Origin of the sequence: Xanthomonas hydrangeae (genome assembly GCF_032697525.1) — a bacterium.
Classification (GTDB): domain Bacteria; phylum Pseudomonadota; class Gammaproteobacteria; order Xanthomonadales; family Xanthomonadaceae; genus Xanthomonas; species Xanthomonas hydrangeae.
In genome coordinates, this window is sequence record NZ_CP103836.1 from 3,047,666 (window position 1) to 3,059,957 (window position 12,292).

The 12,292-nt window shown below is 65.5% G+C and carries 12 protein-coding genes, 1 other RNA gene and 1 pseudogene; 13 read left to right on the top strand and 1 reads right to left on the bottom strand.

Annotation, left to right across the window (positions count from 1 at the left end):
- Positions 1-17 precede the first annotated feature (17 nt).
- The 13 genes from gspE to NYR97_RS12925 all read left to right on the top strand — a co-directional run bounded on the left by gspE (position 18) and on the right by NYR97_RS12925 (position 11,888).
- A complete protein-coding gene (gene gspE, locus NYR97_RS12865; RefSeq protein WP_043908354.1) occupies positions 18-1,745 on the top strand; it encodes a type II secretion system ATPase GspE in 1,728 nt (575 codons plus the stop codon).
- Positions 1,746-1,920: 175 nt separating this feature from the next.
- Positions 1,921-3,138, top strand: a complete 1,218-nt coding sequence (xpsF, locus tag NYR97_RS12870) for a type II secretion system protein XpsF (RefSeq protein WP_023902633.1) — start codon at positions 1,921-1,923, stop codon at positions 3,136-3,138.
- 112 nt (positions 3,139-3,250) lie between these two features.
- Positions 3,251-3,682: a type II secretion system major pseudopilin GspG gene (gene gspG / locus NYR97_RS12875; protein WP_205392456.1), complete on the top strand. Its 432-nt coding sequence runs from the start codon at positions 3,251-3,253 to the stop codon at positions 3,680-3,682.
- Between the two features lie 10 nt (positions 3,683-3,692).
- Positions 3,693-4,202: a type II secretion system protein XpsH gene (gene xpsH / locus NYR97_RS12880; protein ID WP_205392455.1), complete on the top strand. Its 510-nt coding sequence runs from the start codon at positions 3,693-3,695 to the stop codon at positions 4,200-4,202.
- Positions 4,199-4,615, top strand: coding sequence for a type II secretion system protein XpsI (xpsI, locus tag NYR97_RS12885; RefSeq protein ID WP_006450111.1), 417 nt, complete (start codon positions 4,199-4,201; stop codon positions 4,613-4,615). Before xpsH ends, xpsI begins: the two co-directional genes overlap by 4 nt.
- Complete coding sequence (locus tag NYR97_RS12890) at positions 4,612-5,247, top strand: type II secretion system protein J (RefSeq protein ID WP_210762225.1); 636 nt, start codon at positions 4,612-4,614, stop codon at positions 5,245-5,247. Before xpsI ends, NYR97_RS12890 begins: the two co-directional genes overlap by 4 nt.
- Entirely contained in the window at positions 5,244-6,095 is an 852-nt protein-coding gene (locus tag NYR97_RS12895; RefSeq protein ID WP_316693639.1) for a type II secretion system minor pseudopilin, read from the top strand. The genes NYR97_RS12890 and NYR97_RS12895 overlap by 4 nt, the downstream gene beginning before the upstream one ends.
- Positions 6,092-7,213: a PilN domain-containing protein gene (locus tag NYR97_RS12900; RefSeq protein ID WP_316693641.1), complete on the top strand. Its 1,122-nt coding sequence runs from the start codon at positions 6,092-6,094 to the stop codon at positions 7,211-7,213. Before NYR97_RS12895 ends, NYR97_RS12900 begins: the two co-directional genes overlap by 4 nt.
- Positions 7,197-7,841: a type II secretion system protein GspM gene (gspM, locus tag NYR97_RS12905; RefSeq protein ID WP_316693642.1), complete on the top strand. Its 645-nt coding sequence runs from the start codon at positions 7,197-7,199 to the stop codon at positions 7,839-7,841. Before NYR97_RS12900 ends, gspM begins: the two co-directional genes overlap by 17 nt.
- The gene (xpsN, locus tag NYR97_RS12910) at positions 7,831-8,613 is read left to right on the top strand and encodes a type II secretion system protein XpsN (protein WP_168957120.1); all 783 of its coding nucleotides are present in this window, start codon (positions 7,831-7,833) and stop codon (positions 8,611-8,613) included. Before gspM ends, xpsN begins: the two co-directional genes overlap by 11 nt.
- A complete protein-coding gene (gene gspD / locus NYR97_RS12915; RefSeq protein ID WP_316693643.1) occupies positions 8,610-10,901 on the top strand; it encodes a type II secretion system secretin GspD in 2,292 nt (763 codons plus the stop codon). Before xpsN ends, gspD begins: the two co-directional genes overlap by 4 nt.
- A complete protein-coding gene (locus NYR97_RS12920; RefSeq protein ID WP_316693645.1) occupies positions 10,898-11,737 on the top strand; it encodes a glycosyltransferase family 2 protein in 840 nt (279 codons plus the stop codon). Before gspD ends, NYR97_RS12920 begins: the two co-directional genes overlap by 4 nt.
- Before the next feature lie 59 nt (positions 11,738-11,796).
- A non-coding RNA gene (locus NYR97_RS12925) (sX9 sRNA) lies at positions 11,797-11,888 on the top strand.
- 53 nt (positions 11,889-11,941) lie between these two features.
- Here the strand turns inward: NYR97_RS12925 and NYR97_RS22460 are convergent.
- Positions 11,942-12,153, bottom strand: a pseudogene (locus NYR97_RS22460) (hypothetical protein); the annotation flags it as partial.
- Positions 12,154-12,292: the final 139 nt, after the last annotated feature.

The window sequence follows — 12,292 nt, forward strand, 5'->3', positions numbered from 1 at the left end:
AACCAGTGGAGACGAGTGTGAACGCGGTTGCCGTCGATCCAATTGAGCATCGAAGTGCGGAAACGCGCATCGTCGAAGCATTGCTTGAACGCCGTCGTCTGAAGGACACCGATCTGCTGCGCGCGCGCCAGTTGCAGACCGAATCCGGCATGGGCCTGCTGGCCTTGCTGGGCCGTCTGGGCCTGGTGTCCGAACGCGATCATGCAGAGACCTGCGCCGACGTGCTCGGCCTGCCGCTGGTGGACGCACGCCAACTCGGCGATACACCTCCGGAAATGCTGCCCGAAGTGCAGGGCCTGTCGCTGCGTTTTCTCAAACAATTTCATCTGTGCCCGGTCGGCGAACGCGATGGCCGGCTGGATCTGTGGATCGCCGATCCGTACGACGATTACGCGATCGATGCGGTGCGTCTTGCGACCGGATTCCCGCTGTTTCTGCAGGTCGGTCTGCGCTCGGAGATCGACGATCTGATCGAGCGCTGGTATGGCCAGGGCCGCAGCGCGATGGGCACCATCGTGGAAACCGCCGATGGCGATGCCAACAGCAGCGACGACATCGAAGCATTGCGCGATCTGGCCTCCGAAGCGCCGGTGATCCGGCTGGTGAATCTGGTGATCCAGCACGCGGTGGAACTGCGCGCCTCGGACATCCATATCGAACCGTTCGAAAGCCGGCTCAAGGTGCGTTATCGCGTGGACGGCGTGCTGGTGGAAGGCGAAAGCCCGCCGGCCAAACTCACCGCCGCGGTGATCAGCCGCGTCAAGATCATGGCCAAGCTCAACATCGCCGAACGCCGGCTGCCGCAGGACGGCCGCATCATGCTGCGCGTGCAGGGCAAGGAGCTGGATCTGCGCGTCAGTACCGTGCCTACCGCGCATGGCGAGAGCGTGGTGATGCGTCTGCTCGACCGCGAAACGGTGGTGTTCGACTTCTACAAGCTGGGCTTTACCGAAGATTTTCTGCCGCAGTTCCGCAAGGTGCTCGAGCAACCGCACGGCATCATGCTGGTGACCGGCCCGACCGGCTCGGGCAAGACCACCACGCTGTACACCGCGTTGAGCCAGCTCAACACCTCGGACGTGAAGATCATCACCGTCGAAGACCCGGTGGAGTATCAGATCGAAGGCATCAACCAGATCCAGGCCAAGCCGCAGATCGGGCTGGATTTCGCCAATGCGCTGCGCAGCATCGTGCGTCAGGATCCGGACATCATCATGATCGGCGAAATGCGCGATCTGGAAACCGCACGCATCGCGATCCAGTCCGCGCTCACCGGCCATCTGGTGTTGTCTACGCTGCACACCAATAACGCGGCCGGCGGCATCACCCGCCTGCTCGACATGGGCGTGGAAGACTATCTGCTCACCTCCACCATCAACGGTATTCTGGCGCAGCGCCTGGTGCGCAAACTCGACCTGCCCAACGCCGAGCGCTACCTGGCATCGCCGGAGGAGATTGAGCGCTTCAACCTGCGCCGCCTGCAGCCGGAGGGCGAGATCTACCTGTATCGCCCACGCGCGTCGGCAGCGGCGCCGACCGGCTATCTTGGCCGCACCACCATCGTCGAATTTCTGGTGATGAACGACGAGTTGCGGCGCGCGGTGATGCGCCGTGCCGGCATGGGCGAGATCGAGCAACTGGCCCGCAAGGCCGGCATGCGCACCATGTACGAAGACGGCCTGTCCAAGGCCTTGCGCGGCGAAACCACCATCGAAGAAGTGCTGCGCGTGACGGAGGATGCGTGAGAGTGAATGGAGCAGCGGTGAGCATGGGATGCTCGGGATCGGAAGATAACCAGCGCAACGTCCCGGCAACGCGTCGCGCACGCGTACAGGTGCGCCTACTCCCGCCAACACGACGCAGCGCCACGCTCCTGGCCAATCCCCAATCCCGACTCCCCAATCCCGGCCTTCCAGCCTGATGCCCCTGTACCGCTACAAGGCGCTCGATGCGCACGGCGAAATGCTCGATGGCCAGATGGAGGCGGCCAGCGATGCAGAGGTGGTGCTGCGTCTGCAGGAGCAAGGCCATCTGCCGGTGGAAACGCGCCTGGCCACCGGCGAAAGCGACTCGCCGTCGCTGCGCATGCTGTTGCGCAAGAAGCCGTTCGACAACGCCGCGCTGGTGCAGTTCACCCAGCAGCTGTCCACGCTGATCGGTGCCGGCCAGCCGCTGGATCGCGCGCTGTCGATCCTGATGGATCTGCCCGAAGACGAAAAAAGCCGCCGCGTGATCGGCGATGTGCGCGACACCGTGCGTGGCGGCGCGCCGCTGTCTTCGGCACTGGAGCGCCAGCACGGGCTGTTTTCCAAGCTCTACATCAACATGGTGCGCGCCGGCGAAGCCGGCGGCAGCATGCAGGACACCCTGCAACGCCTGGCCGATTATCTGGAGCGCAGCCGCGCACTCCGGGGCAAGGTGATCAATGCGCTGATCTATCCGGCGATTCTGCTGGCGGTGGTCGGCTGTGCGTTGCTGTTCCTGCTCGGTTATGTGGTGCCGCAGTTCGCGCAGATGTACGAAAGCCTGGATGTCGCCTTGCCGTGGTTCACGCAAGCCGTTTTGAGCGTGGGCCTGCTGGTGCGCGACTGGTGGGTGGTGTTGATCGTGGTGCCGGGCGTGCTCGGGCTGTGGCTGGATCGCAAGCGGCGCAATGCGGCGTTTCGTGCCGCGCTGGACGAATGGCTGCTGCGGCAGAAAGTCGTCGGCAGCCTGATCGCACGCCTGGAAACCGCGCGGCTGACGCGCACGCTGGGCACCTTGTTGCGCAATGGCGTGCCGCTGTTGGCCGCGATCGGCATCGCGCGCAATGTGATGTCGAATCTGGCGCTGGTCGAAGATGTCGACGCCGCTGCCGACGACGTCAAGAACGGCCACGGCCTGGCGATGTCGCTGGCTCGCGGCAAGCGCTTCCCGCGGCTGGCCCTGCAGATGATTCAGGTGGGCGAAGAGTCCGGCGCGCTGGACACGATGCTGCTCAAGACCGCCGACACCTTCGAGCTGGAAACCGCGCAGGCCATCGACCGCGCGCTGGCCGCCCTGGTGCCGCTGATCACGCTGGTGTTGGCCTCGGTGGTGGGGCTTGTCATCATCTCGGTGCTGGTACCGCTGTATGACCTCACTAACGCAATTGGATAGATTCACAACAACTTTCAGGTGACCGCACGACACCCATGCGGGAACCATTGCAATGCCCGCCGTGTCATCTTCTGGCGGCAGCATCTTTCATCGACGTGCAAGGAAATCGTTCATGATCAAGCGCTCCATTACCCGTAGTCCATCGCGTGCAGCCCAGGCCGGCATGAGCTTGCTGGAAATCATCATCGTCATCGTGCTGATCGGTGCGGTGCTCACCCTGGTCGGTAGCCGTGTGCTCGGTGGTGCCGATCGCGGCAAGGCCAATCTGGCCAAGTCGCAGATCCAGACCCTGGCCGGCAAGATCGAGAATTTCCAGCTCGACACCGGCAAGTTGCCGGGCAAGCTCGATGACCTGGTCACCCAGCCGGGCGGCAGCAGCGGCTGGCTCGGTCCGTATGCCAAGCCGGTCGAACTCAACGACCCATGGGGCCACACCATCGAATACCGCGTGCCCGGCGATGGCCAGCCGTTCGATCTGATCAGCCTGGGCAAGGACGGCCGCCCCGGCGGCAGCAGTTACGATTCGGACATCAAGTACCAATAAGCCGTTCGCCATGCGCGTTGCGTGTCAGCCGTTGCGTCATCCGCATGGAGTGGTCGGTCCTGGTGGCAGACGCACGCGTGGCAGTTCGTTGCTGGAAATGCTGCTGGTCATCGCCTTGATCGCGATGGCCGGCGTACTGGCCGCCGCAGCACTCAACGGCGGGATCGACGGCATGCGCCTGCGCACCGCCGGCAAGGCGATCGCCTCGCAGCTGCGCTACACGCGCACCCAGGCGATCGCCACCGGCACCCCGCAGCGCTTTCTGATCGACCCGCAGCAGCGCCGTTGGGAAGCACCCGGCGGCCATCACGGCGATCTGCCGTCGTCGCTGGAGGTGCGTTTTACCGGTGCGCGGCAGGTGCAGTCGCGGCAGGATCAGGGCGCCATCCAGTTCTTCCCCGATGGCGCCTCCACCGGCGGGCGTATCGATCTACGCGTCAAGGACGCCACCTGGCGTGTGGACGTGGGCTGGATCACCGGCGAAGTACGCTCCGGGCAATTGCGGACGCCGGCGCCATGAAGCGCCAGCGCGGTTACACGTTGATCGAGGTGATCGTCGCCTTTGCGCTGCTGGCATTGGCGTTGAGCCTGTTGCTGGGATCGCTGTCCGGTGCTGCGCGTCAGGTACGCGCGGCCGACGACAGCACGCGCGCCACGCTGCATGCGCAATCGTTGCTGGCCGCCCAGGGCATGGACAAACCGTTGGTGCCCGAGCAGCAACAAGGCAGCTTCGAGGACGGGCATTTTCGCTGGTCGATGGATGTGCGCCCGTACGACGAACCGCGGCGCAATCCGCAGGCGCCGGTTTCACCGGGCGCCCATACGTTGCTGCAGCTGACCCTGGTAGTGCGTTGGGGCGAGCAGCCCAATCAAGTGCTGCAATGGCGCACCTTGCGGCTGGTCGCTGCGGCGCAGCCGGGCAGCGCGCCATGAGTCGTTCGCGCAGCGCGGGTTTTACGCTGATCGAAGTGTTGCTGGCCACGATGTTGCTGGTGGGTGGGCTGGCATTGGCGTTCGCCACCTTGCGCTCGGCCAGCGCGGTGAGTCAGCGCGGCGAAGCGATCGCCCAGCGTAGCGAGCGCGTGCGCGCGGTGGAAGAATTCCTGCGTCGCCGGTTGGCGGCCGCGTTGCCGATCGCGATGGGCATCGACCCGCAAAGCCAGCAACCGATGTTGTTCATCGGCGAGCCGCAGCGCATGCGTTTTGCCGCCGACGTACCGGATTATCTGGGCCGTGGCGGGCCGTATCTGCATGACCTGTCGGTGGCCGGCGATGGCGAGCAGCGCAATCTGTTGATCGCATTGACCATGCTGCAATCAGGCAAGTCGATCGAAGAGGGCACCGCGCTGCCGCCGGAAACACTCGCCGAAGGCGTGCAGCAGGTGCGCTTTCGTTATCGCGGAATGGATCCCCAGAGCGGCCGTTTGAGCGCGTGGTTGCCGCAATGGGAATGGCACGACCGGCTGCCGCTGCTGGTGCGCATCGAGATCCGTAGCGGCAATGCTGCGTGGCCGCCGTTGGTGGTGGCCTTGCCGCAATCCAGCAACCCGGGAGCGGGGCAATGAGCCGCATGCGCGGCGCCGCGCTGGTGCTGGTGTTGTGGTTGATTGCCTTGCTCACCGCGATGATCGGCGCATTCGCGTTGACCGCGCGGGTGGAAGCGCTGCAGGGCAGCATGCTGCGCAACGGCGCGCAGACGCAGGAATACGCGCGCTCCGGCCTGGAATACGCATTGTTTCGCTTGCAAAGTACCGATACGCAGGCACGCTGGCGCGCAGACGGCCGGCGCTATCGTTGGCAGATGGACGATGCCACGGTGGAGATTCGTATCACCGACGAAAGCGGCAAGGTGGATTTGAATATGGCCGAGCCTGCATTGCTGGCGGGATTGGTGCGCGCAGTCGGTGGCGAGCAGGGCCACGATGCGCGCATTGCCGCCGCCATCGTCGATTGGCGCGATGGCGACTCGCTGAGCCAGCCGGGCGGCGGTGCAGAAGATCGCGATTACGCCGATGCCGGGTTGCCGTACGGCGCAAAAGATGGCCCGTTCGAAACGCTGGGCGAGTTGCGCCTGGTGCTGGGCATGGATGGCGAGCTGTATCGCAAGCTGTTGCCCAACCTCACGCTGTACAGCGGCCGCTCGCGGCCTGAAGCGCGTTTTGCGCCCGGCCCGGTGTTGACCGCGATGGGCCTGGATGCGCGGCAAGTGCTGGCCCAGCGTGATGCGCCGCCGGGTTTGCCGGGCAGCGAGGCGACGCTCGGTGGCTCGGACACTTATAGTATTGAGAGCCGGGCGCGACTGAGTCAGGGACGCGAGGCCGTGTTGCGGGCGGTCGTGTCCATCAGTGCGTCCGCATTACCTGGGTCGGCCTATACCGTGTTGCGTTGGGAAGAGGGAGCAGCAGTGCAATGACCGCATGGCGGGATACCTTGGGTCGTATCGGCGTACGCGCCATGCCGGGAGCCGGAGGCTTCTGGCGTTGGTGGCAGCAATCGTTGCTGGCCTGGTTGCCGCAGCGCTGGCAATGGCAGTTGGGTCTGTCGCAGTCACGCCTGTTGTTGCAGCCCGACGGCGATGCGCTGCAACTGCTGCGCCAGCGCGACCACAGCAGCGAGACCATCGCCAGCCTGCCGTGGCCAGTGCAGCCGCAGGAAGTCAATGCCTTGCTGCCCATCGCACTGGAGGGCCTGCCGCGGCACTGGCTGTTGCCTGCCGCGCATGCCTTGCGTCGTCCGTTGCGCCTGCCTGCGGCGGCAGCCGCGCGTTTGCAGGACGTGGCGCGCTTCGAGATCGATCGGCAAACCCCGTTCACCGCCGACCAGGTGTATTTCGATGCGCGCGTGCTCGATGTGCGCGAAGACGGCCAGCTCGATGTCGAACTGGTGGTGGTGCCGCGCCGCATGATCGATGGCCCGGACGGTGTGCCCGACGCATGGAGCAGCGCGTTGTCGGGCATCGATGTGACCGATGCGCATGGCCTGCCGCTGGGCGTGAACCTGCTGCCGCCGGCGCGTCGCCTGCGCCGCAGCGACCCGATGCAGCGCTGGAACCTGTTGCTCACTGCCGCCGCATTGGTGCTGCTGGCAGTGGCCGGTTGGCTGCTGCTGGACAACCGCCGCCAGGCCGCCGACGACTTGCGTGCCAAGGTGCAGGCCAACGCCGCACGTGCGCGCCAGGTCGCTGCCGAACGCCAGCAATTGCTGGATCTGGTCGAAGGTGCCACCTTCTTCCAGCAGCAACGCGCCACGCGCCCCACCTCGGTGGAAATCTGGGACGAGCTGAGCCGGCGTCTTCCCGGCGGCACCTATCTGGAAAAATTCTCGGTCGAAGGCGGGCAATTGCAGTTGATCGGATTGAGCAACGAAGCGTCCTCGCTGGTGCGTCGTCTGGAAGGCTCGCCGCTGTGGCGCACGCCCTCGCTGACCGGCGTACTGCAGAGCGATGCCGGTCGTAATGTGGACCGCTTCACCATCACCGCCGAGCTGGCCGGTCCCGATGCCAAGGAGGCGGCCGATGCCACGCAGCGTTAAGCGCGATCGCTGGATCGCTTTGGGCCTGCTGGTGCTGGTGATCGGCGTGGCCTATCTGGTGCTGGTGCACCCCTGGTTCACCCAACCGATGATCGCGGTGCAGGACGACCTGCAGGCGCTGCGCGAACGCGAGCTGCGCGTGCGCGTGCAATTGCAGCAGGCACCGGAAGTCAGCAAGCGCCTGCGCCAGGCGCGCCAGACCCTGGAAAGCCGCCCCGGCTTCTTGCCTGAAACGTCTGCCGAACTGGCCTCCGCCGGCCTGGTGCAGCGGCTGGAACGCGCGGTGGTGGAAGCCAGCCCCGGCAACCGCAGCTGCGCGATCAGCAACCGCTCGCCGCTGCAGCCGGAAAGCAAGGACCGCTTCACCCGCGTCGCGGTGCAGGTGCGCCTGCGCTGCGGCACCCCGGAGCTGGCCTCGGTGTTGTACAGCCTGGAAAACGGCACCCCGCGCCTGTTCGTGGACAATCTCAACGTGATGGCGCAGCGCTATCAACTCTCGCCCAACGAAAGCGGCAACGGCCTGGATATCGCCTTCGAACTGGCCGGCTATCTGCGCCCGGGCGCCAGCGCCGCACCGTTGAATACCGATGCCGCCCCCGACGCCGCGGAGGCCAGCAATGCGCCTTGACCTGATCGGCCTGCGCACTTGGCTGCTGGCCACCGTGGTCGGCTGGGCACTGCTGGTCTGCGTGCTGGCGGTCGCCGGCCTGGGCAAGCGGGTGGAACTGCTGCCCGACGACCCGGCGCTGGTGCAGCGCCTGCCCACCCTGCCGGCACCGGCGCCGGAGCGGCTGGGTGCGTTCGAGAAATATTCGGAAATCGCCGCGCACCCGGCCTTCGCCGAAGATCGCCTGCCGCATCCGTTCTTCCTGTCCGGCAACGACGGCAGCGGCGCCGCATCGACGGTGCGGCTGACCGGCGTGCTGCTGACGGACAACTTTAAGATGGCCACGCTGACCCTGGACCCGCACGATTCGGTGCGGGTCAAACTCGGCGGCGATGCGGTCAAGGGCTGGCGCCTGCTCGCGCTGCAGCCGCGCAGCGCAACCATCGAAGGCCCGGGCGGCACCCAGACCCTGGAACTGCAGGTGTTCAACGGCCAGGGCGGGCAGCCGCCCACCGCCAATGCCGGCGCGCCGGCCGCCCCCGGCGCCACGCCACCGTTACCATCGCCCGACGCCGCCGCGGTGCAGCCGCCGCAACCCCAGCCCGCCACGCCTGCCCAGCAGCCCGGCGGGCAGGCACCGCCGACAGTGCCGCCGCAACGCAGCGACGGCGCCCAGGAAGCCCCACGCCCCTCCGACGATCAGATGCGTGCCATCCGCGAACGCATCGAAGCCCGACGCCGCCAGCTGCAACAGCAGCGCCAGAGCGGCTCAACCCCCGGTCAGACCCAATGAGTGAACGCATGACGCCGCGCCTGTTCCCCGTGTCCCTGCTGATTGGCCTATTGGCCGGTTGCGCCACCACTCCGCCGCCGGACGTACGCCGCGACGCGCGCCTGGATCCGCAAGTCGGCGCAGCCGGCGCCACCCAGACCAGCGCCGAGCAAGCTGCCGACGGCAACACCAGCGCCAAGCCGGTGCCGGTGATCCGTCGCGGCAGCGGCAGCATGATCAACCAGAGCGCAGCCGCCGCGCCGTCGCCCACGCTGGGCATGGCCAGCAGCGGCAGCGCCACCTTCAATTTCGAAGGCGAATCGGTGCAGGCGGTAGTCAAGGCGATCCTGGGCGACATGCTCGGCCAGAACTACGTCATCGCGCCGGGCGTGCAAGGCACCGTGACCCTGGCCACGCCCAATCCGGTCTCGCCGGCGCAAGCCTTGAACCTGCTGGAAATGGTGCTGGGCTGGAACAACGCGCGCATGGTGTTCAACGGTGGCCGCTACAACATCGTGCCGGCCGACCAGGCGCTGGCCGGCACCGTCGCACCCAGCACCGCATCGCCGTCGTCCGCGCGCGGTTTCGAGGTGCGCGTGGTGCCGTTGAAGTTCATCTCCGCCAGCGAAATGAAGAAGGTGCTCGAGCCCTACGCACGGCCCAACGCCATCGTCGGCACCGACAACTCGCGCAATGTGATCACCCTGGGCGGTACCCGCGCCGAGCTGGAAAACTACCTGCGCACCGTGCAGATCTTCGACGTGGATTGGCTGTCGGGCATGTCGGTGGGCGTGTTCCCGATCCAGTCCGGCAAGGCCGAAAAAGTCTCCGCCGATCTGGAAAAAGTCTTCGGCGAACAGAGCAAGACGCCCAGCGCCGGCATGTTCCGTTTCATGCCGCTGGAAAACGCCAACGCAGTGCTGGTGATCACCCCGCAGCCGCGCTATCTGGACCAGATCCAGCAGTGGCTGGACCGCATCGACAGCGCCGGTGGCGGCGTGCGGTTGTTCTCGTATGAGTTGAAATACATCAAGGCCAAGGACCTGGCCGATCGGTTGTCGGAAGTGTTCGGCGGCCGTGGCAATGGCGGTGACTCCAATGCCTCGCTGGCGCCCGGCTCGGAAACCAGCGTGCTTGGCGGCGTAGCCGGCAATCGCGACAGCAGTATGGGCGGCAGCTCCGGCACCACTGGCGGCAGCATCGGCGAAAGCAACGATGCCAGCTCGTCCGGCAGCAGCTTCGGCGGCAATAGCGGCAGTGGCAGCAGCAGTGGTGGCTTGGGCAACGGCAGCCTGCAGTTGTCGCCGCGCAGCAACGGCAATGGCGCGGTGACGCTGGAAGTGGCAGGCGACAAGGTCGGCGTGTCGGCGGTGGCCGAAACCAATACCTTGCTGGTGCGCTCCACACCGCAGGCATGGACCTCGATCCGCGACGTCATCGAGAAGCTCGACGTGATGCCGATGCAGGTACATATCGAAGCGCAGGTGGCTGAGGTGAATTTGACTGGTGCGCTGAGCTATGGCGTGAACTGGTATTTTGAGAATTCAGTCAATGCAGCGACAACTGCCGGCGGTGCTGGTTTGCCATCTGCCGCTGGCCGCAATATTTGGGGTGACATCGCCGGCAGTGTTACCGGCACTGCAGGTCTCGGTTGGACGTTTCTGGGTAAGAACGCAGCTGCGGTCATCAATGCGCTTGATCAGGTGACCAATGTGCGTCTGCTGCAAACACCTTCCGTCTTCGTGCGTAATAACGCAGAAGCCACATTGAATGTTGGCTCACGCATTGCGATCAATTCCACCTCGATTAATACCGGTCTTGGAAGCGATAGCAGCTTCTCTTCAGTTCAGTACATCGATACCGGCGTGATATTGAAGGTGCGCCCGCGCGTGACCAAAGATGGCATGGTGTTTTTGGATATTGTCCAGGAAGTCAGTAGCCCAGGTGATCGGCCCGCGGCTTGTCTTTCGGCCACTGCAACTGTCAATGCTGCTGCTTGTAACGTCGATATCAATACGCGTCGCGTAAAGACAGAAGCAGCAGTGCAGAGCGGTGACACAATCATGCTGGCCGGCCTGATCGACGACACCACTACCGATACCAGCGACGGCGTGCCATTTCTGAGTAAATTGCCGGTGGTCGGCGCCTTGTTCGGTTCAAAGGGCAAGAGCAGCAACCGCCGCGAAGTCATCGTACTGATCACCCCGTCGATCGTGCGCAACCCGCAGGAAGCGCGCGATCTCACCGATGAGTACGGCGAGAAGTTCCGCGCCATGGATCCGCTTGATGCAGGCAAGAAACTAAGGTGAGTGCAGCGCTGCCCGTCGTGCTGGTGCCGGTCGGCACCGACGACGAGGCCCTGGATGCCTGCCTGGGCGCACTGGATGCGGCCACACCCGCCGGCACGCGGGTGTGGTTGGCCGACGATGCGCAGGCCGGCCCGCGCGGCCGTGCCGTCATCGAACACTGGCTGGCGCGCACGCAGCTGCAGGCGCATCACACCCGTCGCCAGCGCATGCTCGGCGAGGTGGCGCATCTGGACGAAATGCTCAGCGGCTGCGGCGATGCCGATGTGGTGGTGCTGGGTGTGGATGCCTGCCCGCTGCCGGGATGGCTGAATCAGCTCAACGCCTGCTTTGCGCGCGATGCGGCGATTGCCACCGCCACGCCCTGGAGCAATGTGGGCGAAGCCTGCGGCTGGCCGCGACTGGGCGAACTCAACCCCATGCCCGTCGCGCCGGGCCGACTTGCCGCCGCCTGCGCCGCAATGCCACCGCTGCACCCGGAACTGCCCTCGGCCACTGGCCACGCAGTGCTGTTGCGCGGCAGTGCGCGGCGCAAGGCCGGCGGCCTAGATGCCAGCAGTTACGGCTCGTGGTACGCCGCACTGGTGGATCTGAGCCTGCGCATGGGCGGGCTGGGATGGCGCAATGTCCTGTGCGAAACCGCCTTCGTCGCCTCGCCGCACGAAGGCCGCCCGGCCGATGGCGACATGGATGCACTGGCCACCCGCTGGCCGGCCTGGCACGCACGCCTGGCCAACTTCCTGATGCACGATCCGCTGCGTGCGCAGCGCGATCAACTCGCACAATTGCTGGCCGACTTGCCGCCGCCGGATCCACAACGCAGGCTATTTGACGCGTAGATCAGCTGCCAAAGCGGCATGCTCACCGCTATGCGGGTGCAGTCGGTATTCGGTACGGCGTGTACCACGCGTACAGTGCGGTTCCTTGAGCGCTGTCCCCTGCAAGCTGACGATTGCTCGCCGTGCGGTGAGTGCAGTGGTGTTGTCGGCCGCATCCTGGGGGATGCCGTCGGAAGTTCACGTCAAACGCGTCGGAAGTCCAGATCAAACGCTGAGTGGGTCGAGTGCGCGGTGCCCTCGCCGCTCGCGGGGACACGCCGCAAGTACGTCCGTGTAGGCTCGGTGGCGGCATCCATGCCGCCATACGGTCCCGCAAGCGGCGAGGACACCGCACCAGAAAGTTAGTCGGCTGCTTTGTTGAAAACATGCACACCGACCATCTCCACTGGTCCTTGCCCGCCCACCGTCGCGGGACCTTACGCGGCATGGATGCCGCGTAAGAGCCTACATGGACGTACTTGCGGCGTGTCCCGCGAGGGTGGGTGGGCAAGGACCCTGCAGCCAAGCCGCAGATCAGCCGCTCTGCAGTAGACTGGCATGACGTAGTTTTGTTAG